Origin of the sequence: Murinocardiopsis flavida, from assembly GCF_003014485.1 — a bacterium.
In the GTDB taxonomy this organism is placed as follows: domain Bacteria; phylum Actinomycetota; class Actinomycetes; order Streptosporangiales; family Streptosporangiaceae; genus Murinocardiopsis; species Murinocardiopsis flavida.
The window spans coordinates 1-24,513 of record NZ_PYGA01000003.1 but is presented as its reverse complement, the minus strand read 5'-3'; the positions used below and the strand labels follow the sequence as shown (position 1 = coordinate 24,513).

General features: G+C 67.3%; 26 protein-coding genes, 1 tRNA gene, 1 rRNA gene and 1 riboswitch. Of the genes, 17 read left to right on the top strand and 11 right to left on the bottom strand.

Annotated features, from left to right (window positions below; genetic code table 11):
• Nucleotides 1-29: 29 nt before the first annotated feature.
• From CLV63_RS05165 to CLV63_RS33135, 6 genes are all read left to right on the top strand, one after another.
• Nucleotides 30-1,373 (top strand): ABC transporter substrate-binding protein, encoded by a 1,344-nt coding sequence (locus CLV63_RS05165; protein WP_170134151.1) that lies wholly within the window; start codon nt 30-32, stop codon nt 1,371-1,373.
• The gene (locus tag CLV63_RS05160) at nt 1,370-2,107 is read left to right on the top strand and encodes a glycerophosphodiester phosphodiesterase (protein WP_106581743.1); all 738 of its coding nucleotides are present in this window, start codon (nt 1,370-1,372) and stop codon (nt 2,105-2,107) included. The genes CLV63_RS05165 and CLV63_RS05160 overlap by 4 nt, the downstream gene beginning before the upstream one ends.
• Nucleotides 2,108-2,360: 253 nt before the next feature.
• The gene (locus CLV63_RS05155; RefSeq protein WP_106581742.1) at nt 2,361-3,434 is read left to right on the top strand and encodes a phage baseplate protein; all 1,074 of its coding nucleotides are present in this window, start codon (nt 2,361-2,363) and stop codon (nt 3,432-3,434) included.
• 354 nt (nt 3,435-3,788) lie between these two features.
• Nucleotides 3,789-4,598 carry an alpha/beta fold hydrolase gene (locus CLV63_RS05145; RefSeq protein WP_106581740.1) on the top strand — a complete coding sequence of 270 codons (810 nt, stop codon included), beginning with the start codon at nt 3,789-3,791 and terminating at the stop codon, nt 4,596-4,598.
• Nucleotides 4,582-5,694, top strand: coding sequence for a serine hydrolase domain-containing protein (locus tag CLV63_RS05140; RefSeq protein WP_170134150.1), 1,113 nt, complete (start codon nt 4,582-4,584; stop codon nt 5,692-5,694). The genes CLV63_RS05145 and CLV63_RS05140 overlap by 17 nt, the downstream gene beginning before the upstream one ends.
• Nucleotides 5,695-6,436: 742 nt before the next feature.
• Nucleotides 6,437-7,456 (top strand): DUF6414 family protein, encoded by a 1,020-nt coding sequence (locus CLV63_RS33135; RefSeq protein ID WP_146165514.1) that lies wholly within the window; start codon nt 6,437-6,439, stop codon nt 7,454-7,456.
• A gap of 1,216 nt (nt 7,457-8,672) precedes the next feature.
• Here the strand turns inward: CLV63_RS33135 and CLV63_RS05135 are convergent.
• Nucleotides 8,673-9,404 carry an XRE family transcriptional regulator gene (locus CLV63_RS05135; RefSeq protein ID WP_106581738.1) on the bottom strand — a complete coding sequence of 244 codons (732 nt, stop codon included), beginning with the start codon at nt 9,402-9,404 and terminating at the stop codon, nt 8,673-8,675.
• Between the two features lie 188 nt (nt 9,405-9,592).
• On the opposite strand from CLV63_RS05135, the gene CLV63_RS05130 reads away from it, so the two are divergent.
• The 3 genes from CLV63_RS05130 to CLV63_RS05115 all read left to right on the top strand — a co-directional run bounded on the left by CLV63_RS05130 (nt 9,593) and on the right by CLV63_RS05115 (nt 11,294).
• A complete protein-coding gene (locus tag CLV63_RS05130; protein ID WP_106581737.1) occupies nt 9,593-9,835 on the top strand; it encodes a hypothetical protein in 243 nt (80 codons plus the stop codon).
• Between the two features lie 408 nt (nt 9,836-10,243).
• Nucleotides 10,244-10,729 (top strand): GntR family transcriptional regulator, encoded by a 486-nt coding sequence (locus CLV63_RS05120; RefSeq protein WP_106581735.1) that lies wholly within the window; start codon nt 10,244-10,246, stop codon nt 10,727-10,729.
• Nucleotides 10,730-10,739: 10 nt separating this feature from the next.
• Nucleotides 10,740-11,294 (top strand): HD domain-containing protein, encoded by a 555-nt coding sequence (locus tag CLV63_RS05115; protein ID WP_245928590.1) that lies wholly within the window; start codon nt 10,740-10,742, stop codon nt 11,292-11,294.
• A gap of 15 nt (nt 11,295-11,309) precedes the next feature.
• Here the strand turns inward: CLV63_RS05115 and CLV63_RS05110 are convergent, their stop codons facing one another.
• Together CLV63_RS05110 and CLV63_RS05105 are read right to left on the bottom strand one after the other, a co-directional pair.
• On the bottom strand, nt 11,310-11,783 hold the full coding sequence (locus CLV63_RS05110; RefSeq protein ID WP_106581733.1) for an NUDIX hydrolase: 474 nt from the start codon (nt 11,781-11,783) through the stop codon (nt 11,310-11,312).
• Nucleotides 11,784-11,791: 8 nt separating this feature from the next.
• Nucleotides 11,792-12,529, bottom strand: a complete 738-nt coding sequence (locus CLV63_RS05105) for an XRE family transcriptional regulator (protein ID WP_106581732.1) — start codon at nt 12,527-12,529, stop codon at nt 11,792-11,794.
• Nucleotides 12,530-12,860: 331 nt separating this feature from the next.
• On the opposite strand from CLV63_RS05105, the gene CLV63_RS05100 reads away from it, so the two are divergent.
• The 3 genes from CLV63_RS05100 to CLV63_RS05090 all read left to right on the top strand — a co-directional run bounded on the left by CLV63_RS05100 (nt 12,861) and on the right by CLV63_RS05090 (nt 15,063).
• Nucleotides 12,861-13,286: a plasmid replication, integration and excision activator gene (locus CLV63_RS05100; protein WP_106581731.1), complete on the top strand. Its 426-nt coding sequence runs from the start codon at nt 12,861-12,863 to the stop codon at nt 13,284-13,286.
• A 104-nt stretch (nt 13,287-13,390) separates the two neighbouring features.
• Complete coding sequence (locus CLV63_RS05095; RefSeq protein ID WP_146165513.1) at nt 13,391-13,642, top strand: hypothetical protein; 252 nt, start codon at nt 13,391-13,393, stop codon at nt 13,640-13,642.
• Entirely contained in the window at nt 13,642-15,063 is a 1,422-nt protein-coding gene (locus tag CLV63_RS05090) for an FtsK/SpoIIIE domain-containing protein (RefSeq protein ID WP_106581729.1), read from the top strand. Before CLV63_RS05095 ends, CLV63_RS05090 begins: the two co-directional genes overlap by 1 nt.
• Here CLV63_RS05090 and CLV63_RS05085 read toward each other — a convergent pair.
• Entirely contained in the window at nt 15,027-15,269 is a 243-nt protein-coding gene (locus tag CLV63_RS05085) for a DUF3995 domain-containing protein (protein WP_106581728.1), read from the bottom strand. The two genes, CLV63_RS05090 and CLV63_RS05085, sit on opposite strands and share 37 nt — an antisense overlap.
• A 33-nt stretch (nt 15,270-15,302) precedes the next feature.
• Between CLV63_RS05085 and CLV63_RS05080 the strand changes: the two genes are divergently transcribed.
• Genes CLV63_RS05080 through CLV63_RS05070 form a run of 3 tightly spaced genes read left to right on the top strand, consistent with a single transcriptional unit; the run spans nt 15,303 to nt 18,418 of the window.
• Nucleotides 15,303-16,973, top strand: coding sequence for a replication initiator (locus CLV63_RS05080; protein ID WP_106581727.1), 1,671 nt, complete (start codon nt 15,303-15,305; stop codon nt 16,971-16,973).
• Nucleotides 16,970-17,191 (top strand): helix-turn-helix transcriptional regulator, encoded by a 222-nt coding sequence (locus CLV63_RS05075; protein ID WP_106581726.1) that lies wholly within the window; start codon nt 16,970-16,972, stop codon nt 17,189-17,191. Before CLV63_RS05080 ends, CLV63_RS05075 begins: the two co-directional genes overlap by 4 nt.
• A 27-nt stretch (nt 17,192-17,218) precedes the next feature.
• Nucleotides 17,219-18,418, top strand: a complete 1,200-nt coding sequence (locus CLV63_RS05070; RefSeq protein ID WP_106581725.1) for a tyrosine-type recombinase/integrase — start codon at nt 17,219-17,221, stop codon at nt 18,416-18,418.
• Nucleotides 18,419-18,503: 85 nt separating this feature from the next.
• Here CLV63_RS05070 and CLV63_RS05065 read toward each other — a convergent pair.
• The 5 genes from CLV63_RS05065 to CLV63_RS05050 form a co-directional block, all read right to left on the bottom strand.
• Nucleotides 18,504-18,579 (bottom strand) — tRNA-Ala (locus tag CLV63_RS05065).
• 265 nt (nt 18,580-18,844) lie between these two features.
• Entirely contained in the window at nt 18,845-18,967 is a 123-nt protein-coding gene (locus tag CLV63_RS33450; protein ID WP_211301186.1) for a DLW-39 family protein, read from the bottom strand.
• A gap of 266 nt (nt 18,968-19,233) precedes the next feature.
• The gene (locus CLV63_RS05060) at nt 19,234-20,151 is read right to left on the bottom strand and encodes an alpha/beta fold hydrolase (RefSeq protein ID WP_106581724.1); all 918 of its coding nucleotides are present in this window, start codon (nt 20,149-20,151) and stop codon (nt 19,234-19,236) included.
• Nucleotides 20,152-20,189: 38 nt separating this feature from the next.
• Nucleotides 20,190-21,023 (bottom strand): helix-turn-helix domain-containing protein, encoded by an 834-nt coding sequence (locus CLV63_RS05055; protein ID WP_106581723.1) that lies wholly within the window; start codon nt 21,021-21,023, stop codon nt 20,190-20,192.
• A gap of 482 nt (nt 21,024-21,505) precedes the next feature.
• Nucleotides 21,506-21,820 carry a DMT family transporter gene (locus CLV63_RS05050; protein WP_106582068.1) on the bottom strand — a complete coding sequence of 105 codons (315 nt, stop codon included), beginning with the start codon at nt 21,818-21,820 and terminating at the stop codon, nt 21,506-21,508.
• A 20-nt stretch (nt 21,821-21,840) separates the two neighbouring features.
• Nucleotides 21,841-21,904: riboswitch (guanidine-III (ykkC-III) riboswitch) on the bottom strand.
• Nucleotides 21,905-22,092: 188 nt separating this feature from the next.
• On the opposite strand from CLV63_RS05050, the gene CLV63_RS05045 reads away from it, so the two are divergent.
• Nucleotides 22,093-22,401 carry a hypothetical protein gene (locus CLV63_RS05045; RefSeq protein ID WP_106581722.1) on the top strand — a complete coding sequence of 103 codons (309 nt, stop codon included), beginning with the start codon at nt 22,093-22,095 and terminating at the stop codon, nt 22,399-22,401.
• A gap of 510 nt (nt 22,402-22,911) precedes the next feature.
• Complete coding sequence (locus CLV63_RS05040) at nt 22,912-23,430, top strand: GNAT family N-acetyltransferase (protein WP_106581721.1); 519 nt, start codon at nt 22,912-22,914, stop codon at nt 23,428-23,430.
• Nucleotides 23,431-23,612: 182 nt separating this feature from the next.
• On the opposite strand, the gene CLV63_RS05035 is transcribed toward CLV63_RS05040, so the two are convergent.
• Complete coding sequence (locus tag CLV63_RS05035; protein WP_106582067.1) at nt 23,613-24,041, bottom strand: protein-tyrosine phosphatase family protein; 429 nt, start codon at nt 24,039-24,041, stop codon at nt 23,613-23,615.
• A gap of 167 nt (nt 24,042-24,208) precedes the next feature.
• Nucleotides 24,209-24,327, bottom strand: a 5S ribosomal RNA gene (gene rrf / locus CLV63_RS05030).
• Nucleotides 24,328-24,513 lie beyond the last annotated feature (186 nt).

The window sequence follows — 24,513 nt, the reverse complement described above, 5'->3', positions numbered from 1 at the left end:
GGCGCAATCGTCAGGAAAGGGCCACGACAATGCCCCGCCGCACCGCGCCCACCCGGCGCACGTTCCTCGGGCTGTCCACGGCCGCCGCTCTGGGCGCCGCGCTCACGGCCTGCGGATTCCGCCCCGCCGATGCCGACTACGACCAGCCGTCCGGCCAGGTCCCCGACGAGTACCGCGACCGCACCCGGGTCGTGCTGTGGCACTCCTGGGGCGACGTCCCCGGCGAGGCGATGGCCGACATGGTCAAGCGGTTCAACGCCGCACAGGACCGGATCTACGTCGAGGCCCAGTTCCAGGGCAGCTACGACGAGACCGCCCGCAAGGTCGCCGCGGCCCTCGTCGGCAGGCAGGTCCCCGACCTCGCCGTGTTCTCCGAGGTCACCTGGACCCGGTTCTTCCTCAACGACGCGCTCGAACCCCTCACCGGCTACTTCGACACCGACTTCCCCAGCAGCGTCTACAACGAGCAGCTGTTCTCCGAAGGCGTCGTCCAAGGCGACAGCTGGTGGGTGCCGTTCGCCCGCAGCACCCCGATGTTCTACTACAACCGCGACCTGTTCGAGCAGGCCGGGCTGCCCGACCGCGCGCCGGAGACCTGGGGCGAGCTCCGCGAATGGGCGCCCGAACTCGCGGCCCTGAAGGTCGCCGGCCGCCCGCTGAAATCCCACACCTTCAACCAGGTCGACGGCGACTGGATGTTCCAGGGCGCGGTGTGGCAGTGGGGCGGGCGGTTCTCCGACGGCCTCGACATCACCATCGACAGCGACGCGGTGATCAAGGCGGGGGACTGGCAGCGCACGCTCGTCGGCGACGGGCACGCCTACATGGCGGCCAGCCCCAAGATCGACTTCACCAACGGGGTCGTCGCCACCACCCAGGAGTCCACCGGGACCCTCGGCGGCATCGTCGACGGCGCGTCCTTCCCGGTCGGGGCGGGGTTCGTGCCGGCCCACACCGAATCGGGCGTCGCGACCGGCGGCGGCGGGATGTCCGTCATGCGCAACGCCACGCCCGAGCGCAAGGCCGCGGCGTTCGAGTTCCTGCGGTTCGCCGCCCGCCCGGAGAACTCCGCGCGCTGGACCCTCACCACCGGCTACCTGCCCACGGTCAAGGCGGCGGTCGACGAACCCGAGCTCCGCAAGCGCATGAAGGACGACCCCAACTTCGCGGTGTCCATCGAACAGCTGCCCACCGCACGCACCACAGACGACATCCGCCGTTTCGGGCGCAACGTGAATGTCGCCCTCTACACCGGCCTCCAGCGCATCTACGCTAACGGCGACCGCGCGTCGGCCGTCTTCGGCGACGTCCAGCGGCGCGCGGAGGTCATCGCCGACTCCGTCCGTTCCCAATACGCAGAAAAGGTCCAATGAGCCCGACCACGAACGACACCGCCGCGCCGCGCCGAGCCACCGACCTCGTCATCACCGGCCACCGCGGCGCCATGGGCGTCGAACCGGAGAACACGCTGCGCTCCTTCCGCCGGGCGGTCGCCGAAGGCTGCGCCGAGGTGGAACTGGACCTGCGTCTCAGCGCCGACGGCCACCTGGTCCTGCTGCACGACGACCGGCTCACCCGGACCCACGGCGTCGACTCCTCCGTGAGCGAACTGACCCTCGACGAACTCCGCGCGCTCGACCCCGACCCCGAGACCCGCATCCCCACGTTCGCCGAAGTGGTCGAGGCGATCGACATCGGCATCCAGGCCGAGATCAAGGACCCGCGGGTGTGCGCGCAGCTGACGGCGATGCTCGACGCCGACCCCGACCTCGCCCGCCGCACCCGCGTGACCTCCTTCAACGACGCCGCACTCGGCGAGGTGATCCGGCTGCGCCCCGGCACCCCGATCGGCCTCATCACCGACCGCGTGGCCGCCGTCGCCGACACCCTCGTCGAACGCGCCCGCGAGGTCACGGCCGCGACCGTGATGTGCGACCTCGCGACCCTGCTCCCCGAGCACATGGCGGACTTCCGCGCAGCGGGCCTCGCCGTGACCGCGTGGCCCGTCCAGGACATGGCCGAACTGCGCAGGGCCGTCGACCTCGGCGTCGACGGCATCACCACCGACAACCCGCACCTCCTCGACCCCGCGGCCCTCGCCGGCTGACACCCGCCACCCGGCGGGGCCGAGGGCTGACGCACACATTGCCCCGCCGGGTCCACGCCACCCCCGCGGCCCCTGCCCGCAGCACCCCCGACCACCGTTCGACACCCCGCCGCACCCGCCGACGGGCCCCGCGTCCCATCCCCCACACGGCACCGCCGACCGAGCCCACCACCCGTATTCCATCCCCCGCGCCCCGGCCCACCTGTCGGCCCGCGGTCCCCGCAACCCACCGGCGCCTCTTCCAGGAGTCCCGATGCCCCGACCGCGTCCCCACACCCCCGCGCCCCGCCCGGGGCCGAGCCGCCGGACCGTCCTGCGCGCCGGCGCGGCCGCCCTCGCGGGCGGCACCGCCTACGCCGCCGCCGGGCCGTCGCACGCCGCCCCGGCGTCCCGCACCGCCGCCCCCGTGTTCGACCTCGAAACGGCGGCCGAGCCGCTGTTCACACACGCCCGGCTGCACCACGACCGGACCATCCTGCAATCGTTCGCCTTCGACGGCGCCGACCAGCACTGCTACACGGTGCAGATCGTGCAGGGCGGCACCGACCTGCCCGGAGACGCCCCCGGCGACTCCGAGTACGCCGAACGCAACCGGCGCGGCGACCTCACCCTCACCCGGCTGGACGCCGACGGCACCCGCACCGGGCACATGTACCTGAAGGGTTTCGGGCACGGCGTCTCCATCGGGTTCGAGCCGGGCGGCCACCTGTGGTCCGAGGTCGACGCCGTGACCGAAGGCGCCAGCGGGTGGGGGACCCGGCTGCTGCGGTTCCCGTTCGACGACGGCGCCGTGATCGACGCGGCCGAGACGCCCGGCCTGGACCGTCGCGTCCTGGTCGACGGCGCCGACCGGACCACGGCCAACGTCGACCCCGCTCACGAGCGCCTCGTCATGCGCTACCGAGTCGACGGCGGATTCCGCTTCGCGGTCTACGACGTCGCCGACGCCACCGGCCCCGACGCGGAACCGCTGTTCGACGTCGCCCAGCCCGCCGAACTCACCGGGACGACCTTCCAGGGGTACACCGTCTTCGGCGACCACCTGTACCTGCTCGACGGCGAGATCTACGGCGACGGCAACCCGCCCGGATCCGGCGGGAACACCCACCTGACACGGGTCGACCTGCGCGACGGCACCACCACGCAGCGGGTGCGCACGCTCGCGGGCGAGGACCTGCACCGCCGCGAGCCCGAGGGCATGGGCATCCACCTCACCGACCCCGCCGACCCGTCATCGGCCGGGCTCTGCTTCGGTTTCGGCACCAGCACCACCCCCGACCCCGACGCCTCCCGCCTCGCCACCATCTACCGCATCCCCCTCCCCTGACCCCCAGGGCCATGACCCCGCCCGCACAGGTGCGGGGCCCCTGGGGGGTCCCCGCACCTGCCGTTCACGGCTTCGCACCGATGGCGGCACGCAGCCGGTCCGGCGAACCCCGCGCGAGCAGCTCGTCCGCCCGCAGTTGCCCCGACGGCGTCTTCACCCGGGCGCGCGAGTTGTCGATCCACCCTGAGTATCCGCATATCCCTGCGACCGGCGCCCACCGTTCACCGACGGCATCGAGGGCCCGGGCGATTCCGCAGATGTCACGGAAACCGCGCATTTCGACAGAACGCTTCCTGGAACGAACTCGCTGTTCCTATATTCGGAGTCGGAGTACGTGAGTCCGGGGAGGACGACATGCCACAGGTGACCTCAGCCGACGGCACGGCCATCGGTTACGACGTACTGCACGGCAGCGGCCCCCCGTTGGTGCTCGTCGGCGGCGGCCTCGACGATGGGACGGAGAACATTCCGCTGGGCAGGTGGCTGGCCGGCACCTTCACCGTGGTCGACTACCGGCGTCGCGGGCGCGGCGACAGCGGCGATACCCAGCCCTATGCCGTGGAGCGGGAGATCGATGACCTCGCAGCCGTCATCGAAGCGGTCGGCGGCCGTGCACATGTGTTCGCCGCGTCTTCCGGCGGCACGCTCGCGTTCGAGGCGGCCGCCGCCGGCCTGCCCATCGACCGGATATCCGCTCATGAAGTGCCCTACCAGGTAGGAGAAGACCAGGTCGCCACCTGGCGCACCTACAAGCGCGATCTCACCCGCGCGCTCGACAGCGGCGACCGGGAGGAGGCCGTGCGCCTGTTCATGCGGCTGGCCGGCGCTGCCGACGAGGAGATCGCGGCGGCCGAGACGCTCCCGGTATGGCCGGCGCTGACCGCTCTCGCGCCGATGCTGCGCTACGACGCCGCCTGCATCGGTGACGGTCCGCCGCCCGCGGACCGGCTCGCCAAAGTGACCCAACCGGTACTGCTGACCACCGGCGCGACCATCGACCCGCACTCGGCCGGACTGGCCACCGACTTCTTCGCCGCGGCCGCCGACGCCGCAGCGGCCCACCTGCCCAACGGCCGGCGTGCCGTCATCGAGGTCACCGGACATGTCGCCGACCCGGCAGTCCTCGGGCCGATCCTGAGCGAGTTCCATGGCGAATCACCATGACCCGACACGCCCATCGGTGATGGCCGCGGCGCTCGTCGCCACGGCCTTGCTCACGGGCTGCGCGAGCTCCGGGCCGGAGACCATCGAGGCGTTCGTCGCCGAGGTCGTGCCCGACGGCTCAAGTGGTTCGCTGGTCGCGGCAGTAGACGATCAGATCGTCTACTGCCGCGGCTGGGGATCCGCCGACCGCAAGACCAACACCGACGCGACCTGCGACACGGTCTACGACGTGATGTCGATGACGAAGCAGTTCACCGCGGCCGCCGTGCTGAAGCTCCAGATGCAGGGCAAGCTCGACGTCGGCGACCCCATCGCGGCCCACCTCGATGACGTCCCATCGGACAAGAGCGACCTCACGCTGCAACACCTGCTGACCCATACCTCGGGCCTCGTCGACAGCCTTGGCGACGACGACGAACCGGTCTCCCGCACGGATCTGGTCGACGCCGCCCTCTCCTCCCGGCTGCTGTCCCCGCCGGGGGCGGAGTACCGCTACTCCAATGTCGGCTACAGCCTCCTCGCGGCCATCGTGGAGCATGCCTCCGGGACCGGTTACGAGGAATACCTGGCCGCGAACGTGTTCGCGCCGGCCGGAATGCACCGGACCGGGTACGTGCGACCCGACTGGTCGGACCGGAACGTAGCGGTCGAGTACGACGCCGATGGCACGCCGCAGGGCCGACCGTTCGAACACTCGTGGGCCGCGGACGGCCCGTACTGGAACCTGCTCGGCAACGGAGGCATGCTCTCCACCGCCCGCGATCTGGCCCTCTGGCACAGCGCGCTGCGGGGAGATCGGATCCTGGACGAGGACTCCAAGCAGCAGCTGTTCGAGCCCCGCGTCAAAGAGGAGCCGGGCGGCGACACGCACTACGCCTACGGCTGGGTGGTTCGCGACGGTGCCGGCGGGCCGGAACTCTGGCACAACGGCGCCAACGGCCGGTCCTACGGAGAGGTCGCCAGATCCGCCGATGGTGAGGTACTGGTGTTCTGGGTGGTCAACCAAAGCCGGAGCGAGAATCCCGGCTGGGACTTCGAGGAACTCGGCCCGGAACTCACCGAAGGTGTCATCGAGCGACTACGAGGCACCGAGTAGCCCAGTGGACTCCGACCGAACTGCGCGAACGCTTGCCGCCATTCTGAGCATCGGGGATCACCCACTCGCAGCGACCCCCGCCGCCGCCGCCAGAGCCGCGACCACGATGGTCCTCTTGATGGCCTTCATGCGTCCTCCCCATTCCGGGCCCCGGTCGAGGCCCGTCACAGGGTGCGACGTGTGCGCGTCCTGTGACGGTTGCGCGGTGACCGGCAACGGCCACCCCGCACACCCGCATACAAAGAAGCGCCCCGCCGCCTCGCGAAGAGGTGACGGGGCGCGGTGGTCCTGACTCCCGAACGCACAACGGGGACCCCCGTAGGAGTCCCCGAAACTGCCGTCTGATCTGCGTTTTCCTGGGTGGAGCCAAGGAGATTCGAACTCCTGACCTCCGGTATGCAAATCACTTGGGACCGCCTACGCGGCCTGGGCCAACTGAGCGAAACCGCGCGCCACCTGCACGTCCGCATCCCGCCGCTTCCCGCCCTTTCCCCAGGTCTCCCGGCCCCATGTGCATCAAATGTGCATCAGCGATGGCTTCTCCAACCCACCCACCACCAATGTCGCGCCATCGAAGCACCCCGACACCTACGACACAATTACCAAGACCAATCGATGCCTCAGGGTGTAAAATGATCCGCAATAAATATTGATGGACATTCAAGAACAATAGAATCATAAATTCTAATGAAATGCTAGCTTCTCAAGTCGCTAACTTCCCAATTTTCAATCAGGAGACTTGATGATACTCCGAGAATTTCTCTACGTTGACACAGACAAGGTCAGATCCATGCAAGCTCAAATCGATGGAGGAATATCGGAGAACCAAGGAAACACAACCAAGAAAATGAAAACTACCTCTGGAGGCACGAAAGGAATACTAAGTCATCAGCAAGAGTGGGGGACAGAAGTTCATGTCAGTAAATCTTTTGGCGATGCCATGTTTCCGATATTGGAAGAGTCTCTTGAGAGTTTAGGAATACTGAAAGATATATCAGAAGAACTAACTTTTCCGGAGTTTTGGTCATCCGACGCACTTCAGCATGAAGTTCCTATCGGAAGCATAGTTCGAATAAGCGCTCTAGGATCCTTGTTCGATGCTCGTTATGTAGCAACATCATTCGCAAATTTTGCAACTATCTATACAGGACTGCAAGGAATTGGAGCAGCTCCCCGATCTTCTAAGGTCACAAATGGGAAGCAGCAGCAAACTAGAAACCAGCGCAGAGGAAATGTAAATAACGAGAAAATCGAAATAGAAGAGCTCGAAAAAATGATTCCAGACTTTGAAATGCCTGGAGAACCTGGAAAGGCCATTGGTGCCGACCGTCTACGGTCACTAGTCAGAATTTCGCGAGGGATGTTCAATCCTGGTCTACACCTGAATCTCACTCCTACTCAAGACGATCGTCTTTCCATTGGAGCAAGACTTCAAGAGGGGCGCCAGTACCTAGACAGCGACCCAGAAATCCTATTCGCGAGGTACGGAACAAAAAAACAAGAGTGGACAATCGTTGGAACAGTTGGACAGTACTCTCGAATGGAGGATGCGGTTTACCCAGGGGACCCAGGTCTCGCAGATGCAATTAACGTTTACCGAAATCGCACTGCGGAGTACATAAATTCCTTCATGGGAGCCATGGGGGCGCAAGGATTTTCTGATCTCCCTCAGTACCCAGGTTTCTCTTTGGTTCCATTCGCTGTATATAGAGTGATCTCAAATGATCAAAACGGTCAGATCTCTGTACCCAATGGAGGTTAGCGCAACAGTCCGGATCATCTATATTTCCACCTGGGCGCTTTGCAGACTCAATCGAAACAAAAGGTAGGATATTTCTAAACATGGCGGATTTGGCGCTAGACACGCAAGAGCTAGTGGCACTCCACAAGACTGGAAATCCCCCTGCTAACGGAAATAATAATTTCATCACCTCAACCACAGCACAGGAGTTTTTGGGAGTCAGAAACGCGGGGACAGGGCGACTAAGATACTGGATCCCATCCGAACTAAGACCGAAATCTATGTCAAGCCTCACTGGAAAAGAATGGCGAATATTCATTCAACAACATGCAAACTGGAGACCCTGGAACGCGTCTCGCAGGTTGGATAAGATCGGCCTTTACTTCGGCCAAGACTACCCAGCTGTCGAAGAAATCGGCCATCGCGCGATAGCAAAAATGGTTAATGATGGAGAGAGCTGGCTTCTGGGTGCCTGCGCTGAAATCGCGGGGACGAGATTCTCCCGAATCACTCGCTCAAGAATGGAGTATCTAGAGGAGAATGAGATCCTTTGCAGGCCGCTTACTTACCATTCTGCCGAGGCTTCGCTCTCAATATTTCACGCCTTCACTAATAAGTACGCGATAAAATCCAATTACAGGAACTCATTGAATGATATTCTCATTCTTTCCGTAGCACGACACTGGAGCATGTCGCTATTAACCAGAGATCAACTTCTTGCAAAATTTTCCGTGGAATACCTCGGGACTTCGGTAAATAGTATACAAGAATCGACCACCATAGGATTTGGAAAACCGATTTCCCCAGGAGTTAAAATGCGAGAGTCGAAGGGGTACGTAAATCGACATTGGAACATCACGGGACGTCGTGTTAATTACCATAGTTAGCCGATACTCAGAACCTCTTTCAACCGCAAGCTGCGCTCAACGTCCCGCGCGGGTTCTGGCGCGATCGGTCTTGACCCCCGCACGCCCTTGTTCGCGCCAGGTTCCGTGCGGGCTCCGGGGGGTCCAGGGGGCGCGGAGCCCCCTGGTACCACCAGACCTGAACCGACAACGAATACCCGGCAGGCTGTCCGGTCGACCGAGAGAAACCCGAAGCGTGCCGGCTGGCGCTCGGGACCGGGCGCCAGCCCGCAGCCCGAGCGCCCACCGCCACGCCGGGTGCGGCGGCGCGGAGCGCCGACGCCTTGATCCCATACAGCCCGATTCGGCAAGCGTGCGGGCTCAACCGCGGTCTACGGGCGGTAGGCCGCGGCGGTCTCCCATGTCTGCTCGAAGCTCTGGACGAACGTCATAGCCATTTCCGCGCTCGCCCGGCCGTCGATGTGCAGAATCGGTGTCGCCGACGCCGGGGCGCCGTAAATGTGGTGGTTGATCAACAACTGGTCGTCGGCGCGGTAGATCGAGTTGTACAGGACCGTTGCGTGTAGGCGGACCTCGATGCCGTCGACACCGAAGAGTGGACGGTACAGCACCAGGGCGTTGCGGATCTTGGCGGCGAGTGCGTCGCCGATGCCCTCGTCTGTGCCGCGTTGGGCGACGCTCGTGCTGTCCGGGTCGCCGAGAAGGACGCGAACGACGACACCCGCGCGGGCCTTGCGTTCCAGCAGTCGCAGAATGCCCGCGTCGTCTGCGAGGAACAGGCCGCTGTAGACGAGGATCCCGATCTCGTGCTCGGCCTCCTCGAACAGCGTCCGCCACAGATCGGTCGGGACGTCGGAACGATGCGGGTAGATGCTTCGCAGTGACGTCGTGGCCGGCACATGCGGCGTACGCGGTTCGTCCTCGGGCCACAGCTCGGACCCGGCGATGCCGAGGAGATCGGCAGCCGCCCACCGGTGACGCGCGTAGGGCTTCTTCCCGGACAGCCAGCGGCGAACGGTCTTCGGGTCCACGCCGATACGCGCGGCGACGTCGGTGTCTGTCAGTCGCGAGGCGGCAAGTGCCTGGCGTAGCGCGTCGTTCACGTCGTCGGCCTCCGTCGTGCGGGGACCACGACGATAACAGAAGACGTCCCTAGACGTCCCATGGGATGTCCGATACGAGGTACACATGTCCGCCCGTGCAGGCAAGGGTTTCCGCAGGTAGCAAAGACCCCCGCGAGTGCTGCGAACACTCCGGGGGCGTGGTCCCGACCTGAGAAGGCAGGCGGAACATGCGGAACCCTATCGCCCGGTATCGCGACAATCGCCCCTCCCAACTGAGCCGATGTCGGCCGTACGTCACGCTCGTTTTCACCCCTCCGCCGCCGCCGTATCCGGTGCATCCGAAGGCCGCGATGGTGCGGCCGTACGTCCTTCGGCAGATTCCGCGCATCGAAAAGCCGCACGAGGATCGGTCGCTGCGCGGGCTGGCCGTGCTGTTGGACATCGCACGCCCCGTGGCGGTGGCGGCGTGAGCGGACGACGTGATCCGCTCTTGCGGCTGCTGCGGGCGTGCTACGGAGACCAGTGGTCGATCCGACGTACCGCCCATCTGTGGGTCGCCACTGCGAACGACCCCTACGCCGACCACGCGCCAACGTTGATCGAACCTGACATCGACGTGTTCGTCCGACAGTTGGAGTGCCCACCGGCGCGAGCTGCACGCCCTCTGCGTCTGATCCAGCCTTCGGCAGGCTGACATGAACGTCGTGCGGCCGACGAACCTTCCCCGTCGGTCGCACGGTTATTGCCAGCTCAGATCACTGCGGTGTCGGTACAAGGATCCGCTCTGAACTGACAAGCTGCTTGTGTAAGCGACTTGTGCAAGCTTCTTGCGTTAGTCGCGTCGATTTAGTTCGCCCATCGCCAGGAGAGGAACCCTGATGAGTCCGCGTTCCACGCCGTGGGGGGCCTATGGCCAGATCGCGGAGGTGCTTCGCGAGCGCATCACGAGTGGTGGCCTCGCGCCTGGTGCCGCGCTTCCCTCTGAGTCGGCACTAGGGGACGAGTTTCACGTTGCCCGCAGCACCGTCCGCCGTGCCCTTGCTTCGTTGGAAGCGGATCGGCTGATCAAGACGCTTCCCGGTACCGGGCGCGTGGTGTGCAGCCCCGAAGAGCGTGCCGGTTCCGACACCGCCCCCTCGCAACCCCAGTACCGGCGGATCGCGGCCGAGCTCCGGGCACAGGTCGAGAACGGCGACCTCGGTCCCGGCGCCCCGCTCCCGAGCGAATCCGCGCTTGTGCAGCACTACGGCGTCTCGCGGGGGACCGCGCGCCAAGCGCTGTCGGAGTTGGAAGGCTCCGGGCTGGTGGTGTCCGTCCACGGGAAGGGGCGCTTCGTGCGACCGCCGGAAGGCGCCGACCGCTAGCCTGAGACATGTGGGACATGTTCAATGGGCGCGGGATCTCGCGCGAACGCTCCTCGAAGAGCCGTTGCCCCGCAGGTGGGCACACACGCAAGGCGTCGCCGAGCAGGCCGCCTCGCTCGCCGATGTGCTGGGTGAGGACGACACGGACATGGTGACGGCGTCGGCCTGGCTGCACGACATCGGGTACTCGCCCGCGCTGGCGGTCACCGGTCTGCACCCGCTCGACGGCGCCCGGTACCTCCGTGAGGTCCTCTACGCCGACGAACGCCTGTGCTGTCTGGTGGCGCACCACTCCGGCGCCCTGGTCGAAGCCGAGGAACGCGGGCTGCGCGAAGACTTGGCCGGCGAGTTCGGCCTTCCGCCAGAGCCGCTGTTGGACGCGCTGACCTACTCCGACATGACCACCAGCCCGGACGGCGGGCGGCTGACGGTGGAGCGGCGCCTTTCGGAGATCCTTGAGCGCTACAGCCCTGAGGATCTGGTGCACCGTGCCATCACCCGCTCATCTCCCGCGCTCACCGCGGCGGTCCGCAATGTCGAGGAGCGCATAGCCAAGCTCGGCTGACCGGCCCTCGCAGATTCAGCCGATGTGCGGAACCGCGCCGTTGAGGTAGTGCGCGAGGCGCAACCGCATGGACGGGTCCATGCGCAGCTCCGCCACTTCGGCCTTGGGCACCCACCGGACGTCTCGGGACTCGTCGCTCGTCCTCGGCTCACCGGACACCGGGCGGGCCGTGAGCACGATGGAGAACTCCTGCCGCGCCTCGCCGTCGCTGGTGTAGAGGATGACGTGCCTCGGGTCGCTGTAGATCCCGGCGATACCGGTGATCTCGCAGGTGATGCCGGTTTCTTCCTCGGTCTCGCGGATCGCGGCCGCCGGTACCGACTCGCCGAGATCGATCGCCCCGCCCGGTACCGCCCAGTTGTCGTTGTCGGTGCGGCGGATCACCAGCACCTCATCGCGGTCGTTGACCACGACCACGTTCACCGACGGCACCCGGCTGTTGGCCTCGGGAGCCTCGGGGTCGTCGTAGTAGTCGATCCGGCGGGGCATGGGGCTCCTCACGTGAGCGGCGTCGCCTGGTTCCACACCTGTTCGAAGCTGTCGAGGTAGGTGTTCACCATTCCGCCCCCGGCGATCTTGCGCAGGTGGAACACGGGAGCGTTGGACGCCGGGGCGCCGTAGACGTGGGTGTTCACAAGAATCTGCTCGTCTGCCCGATAGATCGAGTTGTAGAGGATCGTCCCGTGCAACCGGAACTCGACACCCTCGACCGCGCGCAACGACTTGTAAAGGACGATGACGTTGCGGATCTTCGCTGCCATCGCATCGTCAATGCCCTCGTCGGCGCCGCGCTGGGCGACCGCCTCACTGTCGGGGTCGCCGAGTAGGACGCGCACCCGCACCCCTGCCTGGGCCTTCTCCTTGAGCAGTGCCAGGATGCTGGCGTCCTCGGCCATGAAGAACCCGCTGTAGACGAGAACGCCGATCTCTTGGGTCGCCGACTCGAACAGGCGCTTCCAGGTGTCGCGGGGCACGGTCCACCGGTGCGGGTGGACGGCGATGATCTCGCTCTCTGATGCCGCTGTGCTCTGCTCCGTGCTCAGCGCCGCCGGCCACAGGTACGTCTCGTCCATGCCGAGTCGCGCCGCGGTGGCGAAGCGGTGCTTCCGGTACGGGGTCCGGCCAAGACTGATCCACCGTTCGACACTCTTCGTGTCCACGCCGATTTCCGCGGCGAGATCGGCGGGGGTAACACCGTGCTCCAAGAGCGCGGCGCGCAACCTCTCGTTTGGCATGGATCCTGTGTTCAGAGGACGTCTACGGACGCGCTCACAGTATCGGGACGTCCTGAACACGTCCAGCCATGTAGGAATCCCCGACCCGCCTCACCGGGACGTCCCGGACACGTCCCGCCGCGTAGTGATCGCGTCCCTGCCTCATCGCCGATGGTGGTAACCGTCCGAACAAGGCGGACGAGACACACGGTCCCCCAACCGCAGGGGCCGACGGCACCGGGAAGTGGTGACAACGAGAACTCATACATGCTAAACATGTATCGATTGCTTGTTCGGAGCCTCCGGACGACACCGCCGCTGTGTGCGGCACGTAATGAACAGGAGCGTTGACATGGCAATTCAGGGTGCGATCCCGGTCGAGTTCTCCACGGTCTTCCCCGCCGGGGCCTACGCGCTGGGCGTGGAAGCGATCACCGACTTCGAGACGAAGAAGCCTCAGTTGGACAAGGACACCGGGCAGCCGCTGTGGGCGGTGGACGTGATCGACGCCGACCCGGAAGCACGCGGCAAAGCCAAGAGCGTGAAGGTCAAGGTCTCGGCGGATGTCTGCCCGACCCTGCCCGACGAGGTTCCCGGGCTGCCGTTCCGCCCGGTGGAGTTCGACCACATGGCCGTCATGCCGTATGTGGACGACAACGGCCGCCGCCCCCGCGTGGCCTACTCGCTGCGCGCCAAGGGCGTGAAGACGCCCGGCACCTCCGGCGGTGGGCGCCGTTCTGCTCCCGCTCCGGCCGCCAAGGATGCGGCTGCCGCCTAGAACAGCGAAGCGGGGCGGCCTGATGCGCCAACACCGGGCCGCCCCCGTCCCTCTCCTCGAACGAATGCCCTCTCCAGAGCACGAGAAAGAGACGGAGCCAGACTATGACCTCCCCAGAGCCGCGTCCGATGGCGCGCGAAATCTCCGCGTTCCTGGCCGCTCTGCGGCACCGCTCCGAGTGCCGGACCATCGGGTCCGCTCCCTCCGGGGACTCGGCGCTGATGGCGTGGAAGTCCTCGCTCCTCGACCGGATCGCCGAACAGACCCGCGACACCGAAACCCGCGCGGTCGCCGACAACGCACAGGCACGCCTGGACTCCCTGCGCACCCAGGAACGGACCGGGGGTGAGTCCTGATGCTCGGCGGATCGACCGGCGAAGCCCAGAAGCAGCCCACCGCGCCGATCCCGGCGCAGACCATCCGGTTCACGGTGCCTGTGGTCGAGACCCCCGGCATCTTCGTCATCGCCCGATGGGTCTGGGCGCTCGTGCGGCTGCTAGTGCTGCTCCCGGTGCGCGCCCCGGTCACAGTCGCGCTCGTCGTCTCCTCGGCACTGATCCTCGATTCCGGGGGATGGGTGCCGCTGGCCGCCTCCTGGACAATCGCTGTCGCCGTGCTCGTGCTGTGGTGGTGGCGTTGGCCGCACACCTTCTGCACCCGCGTCGCCCTGCCCGCGCTGGCCAAGTGGCGGTGGCTGACCAACTACCGACGTCACTGGCAACCCGTCCTCGTCGTGGCCGGACTGGCGGAGTCCTACCAGGAACGCCGCTACCTGCCCCGCATCCGGCGGGTCACCTGTACCGAATGGGCCGACCGGGTGCGCGTGAAGATCGTCCCAGGCACGACCCCGGAAGACTTCCAGACCCGCGTTGACGCACTCGCGCACGGCTTCGCCGCCCCCTCCTGCCGGGTCCACGTCAACGGGGCGCGGGACGTCACCTTGGAGTTCCCGCGCCGTGACACCCTCGCCGAACCGCTGGACGCGCTGCCCGTCCACAGTCCTGTGGATCTGCGCGGGGTGGCGATGGGCCGCACCGAAGAGGGCGACACCTGGCGCCTCCGCCTGCACGGCACCCACGTGCTCACGGTCGGCGTGACCGGTGCGGGCAAGGGGTCGGTGATCTGGTCCGCCATCCGCGCCCTGACTCCGGCTATCGGTGACGGGTCGGTGCAGGTGTGGGCGATCGATCCCAAGCGCATGGAACTCTCCTACGGGCGCCCCCTGTTTGCCCACTACGCCGACTCCGGGGAATCCGCGGTAGACCTGCTCGAACAGGCCGTTGCCCGCATGCAGGAACGCGCCGCACGGTATGCGGGCAAGCAGCGCACCCACACGCCTTCGCCCACGGACCCGTTCGTCGTCGTGGTGGTGGACGAGGTGGCGTTCCTGACGGCCTACCACCCCGACCGCGACGTGCGCCGCCGCGCCGAGAACGCCATCGCCACGTTGACGTCTCAGGGCCGCTCGGTCGGGGTGTGCGTGCTGGCCGCGCTCCAAGACCCCCGCAAGGAGGTCATGAACCTGCGCAACCTCTTCCCCGACAAGATCGCCCTCCGCCTGGACGAAGCGAGTCAGGTGGACATGGTCCTCGGCGAGGGGGCCCGGGAGCGGGGTGCGAATGCCCACCTCATCGACCCCTACCTGCCCGGGGTCGGGTTCGTCAAGCTCGAAGGATCACCCGTCCCGGTCCGGGTGCGTGCCGCCTTCGTCACCGATGAGGACATCGCCGCCATGGCTGCTCAGGGGCTTTCCTCGGGCCGGGAGGTGGAGCGGTGATACCGGCGGATATCGACAACGCCCCAGATCAGGAAGATCGACATGCCCAATGCCGTCCCCCATGGGATGATGCGCGGCGTCGGACCTCCATGCCACTGGCTGACGATGACGGTCGCCGCGACCAGGATCATGAACGCGCTCACGACCACCACGCCCCATGCGCACAGGTACTCGCCTCTGGTCGGGGCCTGACGTCTCGGCGCCATGCCGGGCCTCCTCGCCGTGGAGGGTGGTGCTGAATGCCTACCCCGACCGGCAAGACCACACGTGCCGAACGCCTCGCCCAACCCCTGGCGCGGGAAGTAGCCGAGACCATCGCCGCCGAGAAAGGCGTGTGCATCCGGCCGGTATCGCTGCGGCGCACCGACCTGGCCACCGGGCGCACCGAAATCGTGGACGTGCCGTGCGGCTCGACGCTGGAGTCCCGCTGCCCGACCTGCGCCAAACGGAAGCGGTCCATCCGGCGCACGCAGTGCGAAGAGGGCTGGCACCTCGCCGAGGAACCCGTCACCACCCCGGATGACCCGTCCGCGGTGCAGCGCTCCTGGCTGGAACAGCGGGCCGTCATCACCGCCGAACGCGATGCCCTCGCCGCGAGTGGGGGTGCCGGCCCCGATGACCTCGCCGTGCTCGACGCCGCCATTGCGGATCTGGACGAGGAGATCACCGCATCCGGCCTGCGCGGCGCCGCCGGACCGCCCTCCGACGCCGAACCGAAACCGCGCCGGACCCGCTCGACCCGCCGCCGCCAAGACGCACCCGACCTGCCCAAGCGGCCCATGACCCGGCGCACCGTCAGTCAGACCTACGAAGACCCCGCCTCCGGAAGGACCTTTCGGCCCTCGCTGTTCCTCACGCTCACGCTCGACTCCTACGGGCGGGTGCGCTCCGACGGCACCCCGGTCGACCCCTCGACGTATGACTACCGGCGTGCCGCGCGCGATGCGCTGCACTTCTCCAAGCTCATCGACCGGTTCGTGCAGAACCTGCGGCGCGTGGCCGGGTTCGACATCCAGTACTTCGCCGCCGTCGAACCCCAACGGCGTCTCGCACCGCACCTGCATATGGCCACCCGCGGCACCCTGCCGCGTGCCGAGCTGCGCCAGATCGCCGCCGCGACCTACCACCAGGTCTGGTGGCCACCCGCAGACACCGTGGTCTACGACGGGGCGAACCTGCCCGCATGGGACGTCGACGCGGGCGGCTATGTCGACATGACCACCGGCCAAGTCCTGCCGACCTGGGATCAGGCGTTGGACGACCTCGACGCCGACCCGGACGCCGAACCCCTGCACGTGGTCCGCTTCGGCCGCCAAGTGGATGCCAAAGGGGGCCTGGCGGGGTCGGAGGATGCCGACCGGTGCGTCCGCTACCTCGCGAAGTACCTGACCAAGGACATCGCCGACTGCCACGCCGTGGAATCGAGCGCGCAAGAGCGCCACGTGGAACGCCTCGTTGAGGCTCTGCGGTTCGAACCCTGCTCGCCCCGGTGTTCGAACTGGCTGCGCTACGGCATCCAGCCCCAAGACGCCAAGGAAGGGATGCGTCCCGGATTCTGCCGCTCCAAGGCCCACCGCCGCGAACACCTCGGCTACGCCGGGCGCCGCGTCCTGGTCTCCCGCAAGTGGTCCGGCAAGACGGTGGCCGACCACAAGGCCGACCGCCTCACCTGGGTCCTGGAAACCCTCGGCATCGACCCCGCCAACCCCGAACCCGATTCCGGCGCTGACTCCCCGGTCCGCCTGGCCATGGCTGGCACCGACACCGCGTGGGAGTTGGCGCGCCCCACCGATCCCGACGTCCCGCCCCGCGAACACCGCCTGCTGCGCGCGGTCGGCGAAGCACTCAAGAGACGCGCGCAACTCGACCACGCCCGGCAACAGGACCACTCGGCAACGGAGGCCGCATGAGCACCGCGACCCGCACCCCCAACGGCGACTCCTCCACCGGCGCCCGGCGCACTCCTTCGCTTTGGTCGGTCACCGATGCCGCCGCGTTCCTCCGCGTGCCGGCCAAGACCCTCTATGAATGGCGCTACAAGGGCGACGGCCCGCCCTCCTACCGCATCGGACGCTACGTCCGTTACGTCCCGGCCGAGGTCCATTCCTGGGTCCTCAATCAGCCCTGACCACCCCGCACGAAAGGACGTACAACGATGGCCAGGGCATGGATCTATGACCGCATGAAGGACAAGGCATACCGGGAAGCGGTGGCCAAGGCCAAGAGCGCCAAGCGCACCCCGCCCGGACGCTGGATAGTCCGGTACTACGACCCCGCAGGGGATCAGAAGAGCGCGGGCACCTTCAAGAAGAAGCCCGACGCCGACAGGCGGCAAGTCGAGATCGAGGGTCAGCTGTCCGAGGGAAGCTACCGGGATCCGGCAGCGGGCAAGGTGGCGTTCGCCGACATCGCGGAAAAATGGCTGTCCTCGCAACATCACCTGAAGCGCTCCACTCGGCGCGACTACCGCGATTACCTCGACAACTACGTGCTGCCCGAGTGGGGCGCGGTGCCGATCGAGCGCATCACGTTCGAGGGCGTCTCGGAGTGGGTGAACCGGCTCCTCAACGAACCCGGCAAGCGGGGCGGCAGGTTGGGACCCTCGTACGTCCGCAAGGTCTCCTACGCGCTCTCGTATGTGCTCGCCTGGGCGGTCAAGGCCCGGCGGATCCAGGTGAATCCGGCCAAGGGGGTGAGCCTGCCGCTGGTCGTCCCCAGCGCACACGTCTACCTGGATCACGTCCAGGTAGAGCGGCTGGCTTCCCATACGGGGGACCACCGGGTGCTCGTGCTCCTCCTCGCCTACACGGGGCTCCGCTGGGGAGAGGTCTCGGCGCTGACGGTCGGCAGGGTCGATCTGACTCGGCGGCGCGTCCATGTCGAGGTGACCTATGGGCGGGAGTCCGGCAAGCACTACCTCGACACCCCCAAGAACCACGAACAGCGGGCCGTGCCCGTCCCCGGATTCCTGGTCAAGGAATTGCGCCCACTACTCAAGGGCAAGGGCGCCGATGACCTTGTGTTCACAGCGGTTCAGGGCGGCCCGCTGCACTACGACAACTTCCGCACCCGGGTGTTCGGACCGGCGGTGCGGGCGGCCGGCCTCGCCGAGTTGAACGTGACGGCGCACAAGCTCCGGCACACCGCCGCGTCCCTGGCCATCGCATCGGAGGCCGACGTCAAGGTCATTCAGACGATGCTCGGGCACAAGACCGCCACGATGACACTGGACACCTACGGGCATCTTTTCCCTGACCGCCTGGACGAGGTCGCCAAGAAGATGGCGGAGCGCCGGGCGGCGGCTCTGCGCAAGGCCAAGGAGGCCGACAAGAAGCGGCGCGCCAAGGCGGCCTGACGATCGGAATGTGCACTGAATGTGCAACGGCCACCCGCCGTGCTTCGCGGGTGGCCGTCTTCATGCGCTGTGACGTGCGCGTATGTGGTGGAGCCAAGGAGATTCGAACTCCTGACCTCCGGTATGCAAAACCGGCGCTCTGCCAACTGAGCTATGGCCCCCGGCCAGGTCGTCCGGGCGCACGAAAGTGGACGTGTTCCCCGGCGACGTGGTCGGTCCCAGCATACCGGCATGGGCGACAGTGATCGGCCCGCCGCGGATGGACCGCGGCGGGCTCGGTATGCGACCGTTCGTAGGCTCCACCGCGGCGGTGGCGCCGCACGTCGGACTCCGAGCGCCCGCGGACGCCGCACTGTGGGCCGGCGGCACGCGGATCACGCGCGCCGACCTGGGATGGTGCTGGTTGCCGGGTGGGCCCGGTCGGGATCAGTTCTCGCTGGCGGCCGTGGCTTCCGTCCACAGGTCGAGCTCGGCGCGGTCGGCCTGGATCTTGCGGTAGACGGCGAACGCCCCGAGGGCCACCAGCACCAGGACGAGGATCTTCTTCACGGTGTGGACCCCTTCTTCAATCACGGATATGAGTCGAGTTCTCACCCGGCGCGGCCCGGTGGACGGGAGAACCGAATACCGGCCGGGCCGGTCGGACCGCCCAGCGGGAAGCGTCAGCCGAGAACGTATAGGTGTGTCCCCATGCAGACTAGCAACCGGTACGTCCATACTCCGGCCCCCTCACCGGTTTCGCCGTACGCGTACACCGGGGTTTTACCGAAGCCTTAAGGGTGACCGGCGGATTCGCCCGCCCCGGACCGTCCGGATCAGGCCATTGGACCGGGCCCCGCCCCCGCCGGGCGAGCGGGGGCCCGTTCGGCGAGGAAGTCGAGCAGGATGTCGTTGAACGCGGCGGGCCGGTCCTGGGGGACGTTGTGCCCCGCGCGCCGCACCACCTCGTAGCGGCAGTCGGGTTCGCGCCGCGCCCACGCCGCGGCGGTCGCTGCGACGCCGGGGTCGGCGCGGTCGGCGGAGCCGCGCACGAGCAGCAGCGGGGCGTCGATGCGGTGCGCGGGGTCCGCGCGGAACGCGCCGCGCACCCCAGCGAGCACCGAACGGAACTCGTCGCGGTCGAGCGCCGCCGCTGCGTGCTCCGAGTACGCGCGCGCCGCAGCGGTCTCGGCTGCGTGCGCCCCGATCCCCCTCGCCCGCACCGCCCGCGGCAGCGCGACCGCGGCAGCGTGCTGTGCGCGCATCCGCCACCACTCGTGCATGGCCACCGGACGCGTGGTGCACAAGGTGCTGACCAGGACGAGCGCCGTCGCGTACTCCGGGTAGTGGTGGTACAGCTCCTGGACCACGAAGCCGCCGTAGGAGTGCCCGAGCAGCACGGCGGGCGCACCGACCGTCGCGTCGAGCACTGCGAGGAGGTCGGCCGTGAGGGTGACGACGTCGGCGTCACGCCCCATGGGCTTCGACGCGCCGTGCCCCCGGAGGTCCCAGCGCAGCACCCTGTACCCCGCGGCCACCAGCGGAGCGACCTGCGCGTCGAACATCCGCAGGTCCATGTGCGCGCCATGGCACAGCACCACCGCCGGGCCGGGCCAGCCCTCCAGCCGGTAGTGCAGGTCGCAGCCGCGGCGGCGCAGCACACCCCGGAACTCGCCGGCCGCCCCGGGCGCGATGCCAAGGGGGAGGGGCGCGCCGGAATCCTCCGGTGGTCGGTCGCTCGGTGGCACGGTCATCACTCCAGGGGGCTGCGCAGCAGTGGACGTGCGGAATGTCAGGTGAGCAGGGCCAACCGCTTCAGGCTGGTCAGCGACGACTCGGGGGACGCGGCGTGCGCGAGGAGTCGCCGCCACACCCGCTGGCAGCGTCCGACGGACTCCTCCGACTCGACGATGGATCCGCCGTGGGTGGCGTCGACGAACGCCAGCGACGCTTCGTCGTCGTCGAACTCCAGGACCGTGAACGGCCCGGCCGCGCCCGCGTGCAGGCCGCTCGATGTCGGCAGGAGCTGCACCACGGCCTGCCCGCCGTCCTCGGCGGTGTCGATGAGCCGCCGCAGCTGGGCGCGGAACAGGTCCGGGCTTGCCGCGACCCGTTGGAGTGCGTCCTCCTCCACGAAGGCGTGGTACCGGCCGAGGTTGTCGCGGTCGAGTACCTCCTGACGTTTGACGTAGGCGGCGACCATGCGCTCGACCGCGCGCGGCCCGCGCCCTTGGGACCTGGCCAGGGCCGCGGTGTAGTCGGGGACCTGGAGGAGATCGGGGACGAGCATGCCGGGGTAGGTGTCGATGGCGGCCGCCCCCGCCTCGTTGCCGACGTAGGCCGACGACAGGACGTCCTCGTAGCCGGTCCACCAGGGGCGCAGCCGCGACTCGCGCACGAGGGTCAGGATCGCCTCACGCTGACCACCCGTGACTTCGTACAACGTGAGCAGCGCCGAGACCTCCATGACCGAGGGCCACTTGCGGATGCCGGTCTCGATGTGGCCGAGCTTCGCCGGCGACCATTCCAGGACATCGGCGACGTCGCTGAGTGTCATACCCGCCTGCATACGGCACAGCCGCAACTCGGCTGACAAGCGCCGCCTACGGACTGTGGGACTGGTCATGGTTGATGATCCAGACACGCTGAGTGCAGTGGTCGTGCCCAACCAGAAAAACACTCGGTTTAGCCTCTAGCAATGAGTTTCTAGAAATTGGCGGCGAACGGCCGGAAATCCCCACCCTTTCGGGCTTTGCGCGACTGGTCCCACGCGCTTCCAGGTGCCTTGAGGGGCGCGTGTGGCGACGGTGGTGGCGGCAGCGGCCCGCGACCCGGATCGGCCCGGAGGCGGCCGCACACGACTCACACGTCACCCGTCGAACGGCCCCGGGGGTAGTGGACCCGGAGTTCGACGGAAGACGGAAGGGGGAGATGAGGGGGATTGGGAACTCCCCGTGTCGGTCGCCGAGCAGTGCGCCGACAGCGGGCAGGTAGCGGACCGCCGGGTTCGCCCAAGGGCCCGGTGCCCGCACCGGCGGGGGACCGGGCCCGCAGCGGCGGGGACCGGCCCGCCGCGTCTCGCGGCCCGGTCCCCCGTGTGCCGGCGCGTCAGTGGAGCAGCTTCAGTCCCACGATGCCGCCCACGATGACCATCAGGCAGAGGACCTTGGCGACGCTCACGCCCTCACCGAGCCATGTCATGCCGATGACGGCGGTGCCGACCGCGCCGATCCCGACCCAGATCGCGTACCCCGTACCGACGGGGATGGTGCGCAGGGCCAGAGCGAGGCCGCCCATGCTCAGCACCAGCGTGACGACGAAGACGATCGTGGGAGCCGGCCGGGTGAAGCCCTTGGACATCGCGAGCGCGGTCGCCCACGCGGTCTCGAGGAGTCCGGACACAACTAGAAAGATCCACGCCATGGTCGCCTCCATTAGCGAGTTCAGCGTCGTCTTGTCAAGCCGGGTACGACGCACTCGTCCGGGGCGCAGGCGGACTGCCTCACCACTGGCAATACTAGGTGCCCCGCCCCGAAATCTCAGCTCATCGGCTGGTCAGACCGCTCACATCGACGACCACACAATGATTACATTCAGTCACCGTACGCCATGGGCGCGCAGTTTTGCTGCCGCCGGGCGCGTACCATGCTGGGTGGATCGCCGGGGGTCCTCTCCCGCACCTACCGAGGAAATCGATGAGCCGACCCAGTAACGACGCCGACCAGATGATCGCAAACGCCGAAGAGGAGATTCCGCCGCCCACACGGTCGAAACTGATCGCGAGACTGCGCATGGGCGCGCACATCGACGACGCTTCGCGCGAACTGGGGGTGAGTCCCCGCCGGGTGTTCGCAGCGGCGCGGCTCCTCACCGCCTTCGGCGACCAGCTCGACGCCACGCTCACCCGAGAGCGGGACCCGGAGCTGGCCCACGGCACCATGACCGCCTACAACAAGCGGTGCCGCTGCCCGGAATGCCGAGCAGCGGTCAATCGCCGCCTCTGACGGCGGAAACGGCGCAGTTCACCATCCGGAATATCGGCTATTCATCCCGTCTTCATCACCGAAGTGGCGGCAACCAGGCTTATTGATCTTGAATCTGGGGAAATCGCACACCATGAACGAGCATGTTGACTGGGCGGCGATGTCCGACGAAGACCTGCTGGCGCTCGTCGGTCAGAACTCCGACTCACCCGAGGTGACCGACTCAGAGGACGACTGACCCCCGCCTCTCCGCCCCCTCTCTGCCCCGAACTGCCGCCCTGCCCCGTACGACGCAGGGCCCCGGCCGCATGCACCACCCCAACGGACGAACCCCGCACGGCACGGGCAGCGCCGGCGAAAGCACCAGCGACAGCACCGACGGATGCCCCGTCTCCCGTTAACCGTGTGTAAATTCGCCGCGCCCGGCGTCGAAATCGGACGATCAGGCCGCACACCCCGCATAGCCTCGCCCCTGGCACGCAGAGTCCCACCTGGGCAACTCCGGACCGTGCCGGAGAAGAGACCGGGACCATGGCCGACGCACAGGTGAAAGTCCGACCGGCCGCCGAGGACGACCTCCACGCCATCGCCGGCATCTACGCCCCCTACGTCACCGACACCGTGGCCACCTTTGAAGAGGAAGTGCCCGACCACGCCGAATGGCGACGCCGGATATCCGTGGTCACCGACCTCGGCCTCCCGTTCATCGTCGCCGAACTCGACGGCACCGTGGTCGGCTACGCGTACGCCGGCCCGTGGAAGCCGCGCGCCGCCTACCGCCACACCGTCGAGGACTCCATCTACCTCGCCCCAGGGCACAGCGGGCAGGGGATCGGCCGGACACTGCTCACCGCCCTGGTGGAGGAGTGCGAGCGGATCGGCATCCGGCAGATCATCGCCGTCATCGCGGACACCGGCCTGCCCGGGTCGCCTGCGCTGCACCGCAGCCTCGGCTTCACCGACCGCGGAACCCTCACGAAGGTCGGCTGGAAACACGGCCGATGGATCGACGTCGCCCTCCTCCAACGCGAACTTCCCGGGTCCGAGTAGGCGGGACGTGCCGACGGGGCGGGACTCGACGGCGACGCCGGTCCGCTCGCCGCGCCAAAGTCGACGTGCAGCCTTGTCGACATCCCGAGAAATCGGCACTCTACGAACGCTTCGGACGCGGCCTCGACGATGCCGGCCTCCTCGCAATGCAGTCCCGGGCCCGCCGCCAGCACCGAGGGAACCTAATCGAAACGGGAGACGAAACGGCGCTGCCAAGGGGTCTCGACGGAATAGCGTGAATAGTGCTCCCGGACGTAGGCGACCGCGTCGCGGGCCGGCACCCCGTCGAGGATTGCGAGGCAGGCGAGCGCCGTACCGGTTCGGCCGCGCCCACCGGCGCACGCCACCTCGACGCGATCCGTCGCAGCGCGCGACAACGCCTGACGCAGGGCGTCGGCGAGCGCGGCACGGTCGGACGGCAACCAGAACTCGGGCCAGCGGACCCACCGGCTCTCCCAGGCCACGGGAGGCGGACGGCGCCCCAGCAGGTACAGCGCGAAGGTGGGCTCTGGGCCCTGCGGGAAGGGATTCCGGAGCCCCCGGCCGCGGATAAGCAGCCCCGAAGGCAACCGCAGCACACCCGCTGTCGAGGGTTCCCAGGTCCCATCCATGCGGTCCATCCCGTGAGGCTAGCCGCCTCAACCGCCGACCGTGAAGTTGCGCGAGGCTACGGGGCCGGGACAACTCCGCACACAAAAAAAGGGGGGGCGCCCACGGCACCCCCCACACACAACAAAAAAACGGGGGACCCCCCAAAAGGAGTCCCCCGCAAAAAAATGTCCGGCGGCGACCTACTCTCCCACCCCGCACCATGGAGGCAGTACCATCGGCGCTGGAAAGCTTAACGACCGGGTTCGAAATGGGACCGGGTGTTTCCCTCCCGCCATAACCGCCGTAACCCCAACCCCACACCAACAAAAGCTGATGGGGAAACCTGAGAGCCACAACAACAGCAGCAAACATGAAATTATCAAAACAATGGTGTGTGCGCGAAAATAGTGTGCGCGAGCATCCAGTCATCTGCGATGGACAAGCCCTCGGCCTATTAGTACCGGTCAGCTCCACCCCTCACAAGGCTTCCAC

What these genes read in the sequence shown, in the direction of transcription:
- CLV63_RS05110 (WP_106581733.1), bottom strand. Translation starts at nt 11,783, where the DNA reads ATGCCCCGCCGGATCGACTACTACGACGACCCCGAGGCTCCCGAGGCC.
- CLV63_RS05105 (WP_106581732.1), bottom strand. Translation starts at nt 12,529, where the DNA reads ATGCCAAACGAGAGGTTGCGCGCCGCGCTCTTGGAGCACGGTGTTACC.
- CLV63_RS05040 (WP_106581721.1), top strand. Translation starts at nt 22,912, where the DNA reads ATGGCCGACGCACAGGTGAAAGTCCGACCGGCCGCCGAGGACGACCTC.
- CLV63_RS05155 (WP_106581742.1), top strand. Translation starts at nt 2,361, where the DNA reads ATGCCCCGACCGCGTCCCCACACCCCCGCGCCCCGCCCGGGGCCGAGC.
- CLV63_RS05160 (WP_106581743.1), top strand. Translation starts at nt 1,370, where the DNA reads ATGAGCCCGACCACGAACGACACCGCCGCGCCGCGCCGAGCCACCGAC.
- CLV63_RS05130 (WP_106581737.1), top strand. Translation starts at nt 9,593, where the DNA reads ATGCGGAACCCTATCGCCCGGTATCGCGACAATCGCCCCTCCCAACTG.
- CLV63_RS05100 (WP_106581731.1), top strand. Translation starts at nt 12,861, where the DNA reads ATGGCAATTCAGGGTGCGATCCCGGTCGAGTTCTCCACGGTCTTCCCC.
- CLV63_RS05090 (WP_106581729.1), top strand. Translation starts at nt 13,642, where the DNA reads ATGCTCGGCGGATCGACCGGCGAAGCCCAGAAGCAGCCCACCGCGCCG.
- CLV63_RS05165 (WP_170134151.1), top strand. Translation starts at nt 30, where the DNA reads ATGCCCCGCCGCACCGCGCCCACCCGGCGCACGTTCCTCGGGCTGTCC.
- CLV63_RS05145 (WP_106581740.1), top strand. Translation starts at nt 3,789, where the DNA reads ATGCCACAGGTGACCTCAGCCGACGGCACGGCCATCGGTTACGACGTA.
- CLV63_RS05095 (WP_146165513.1), top strand. Translation starts at nt 13,391, where the DNA reads ATGACCTCCCCAGAGCCGCGTCCGATGGCGCGCGAAATCTCCGCGTTC.
- CLV63_RS05085 (WP_106581728.1), bottom strand. Translation starts at nt 15,269, where the DNA reads ATGGCGCCGAGACGTCAGGCCCCGACCAGAGGCGAGTACCTGTGCGCA.
- CLV63_RS33135 (WP_146165514.1), top strand. Translation starts at nt 6,437, where the DNA reads ATGATACTCCGAGAATTTCTCTACGTTGACACAGACAAGGTCAGATCC.
- CLV63_RS05120 (WP_106581735.1), top strand. Translation starts at nt 10,244, where the DNA reads ATGAGTCCGCGTTCCACGCCGTGGGGGGCCTATGGCCAGATCGCGGAG.
- CLV63_RS05050 (WP_106582068.1), bottom strand. Translation starts at nt 21,820, where the DNA reads ATGGCGTGGATCTTTCTAGTTGTGTCCGGACTCCTCGAGACCGCGTGG.
- CLV63_RS05055 (WP_106581723.1), bottom strand. Translation starts at nt 21,023, where the DNA reads ATGACCAGTCCCACAGTCCGTAGGCGGCGCTTGTCAGCCGAGTTGCGG.
- CLV63_RS05045 (WP_106581722.1), top strand. Translation starts at nt 22,093, where the DNA reads ATGAGCCGACCCAGTAACGACGCCGACCAGATGATCGCAAACGCCGAA.
- CLV63_RS05060 (WP_106581724.1), bottom strand. Translation starts at nt 20,151, where the DNA reads ATGACCGTGCCACCGAGCGACCGACCACCGGAGGATTCCGGCGCGCCC.
- CLV63_RS05070 (WP_106581725.1), top strand. Translation starts at nt 17,219, where the DNA reads ATGGCCAGGGCATGGATCTATGACCGCATGAAGGACAAGGCATACCGG.
- CLV63_RS05075 (WP_106581726.1), top strand. Translation starts at nt 16,970, where the DNA reads ATGAGCACCGCGACCCGCACCCCCAACGGCGACTCCTCCACCGGCGCC.
- CLV63_RS05140 (WP_170134150.1), top strand. Translation starts at nt 4,582, where the DNA reads ATGGCGAATCACCATGACCCGACACGCCCATCGGTGATGGCCGCGGCG.
- CLV63_RS05035 (WP_106582067.1), bottom strand. Translation starts at nt 24,041, where the DNA reads ATGGATGGGACCTGGGAACCCTCGACAGCGGGTGTGCTGCGGTTGCCT.
- CLV63_RS05080 (WP_106581727.1), top strand. Translation starts at nt 15,303, where the DNA reads ATGCCTACCCCGACCGGCAAGACCACACGTGCCGAACGCCTCGCCCAA.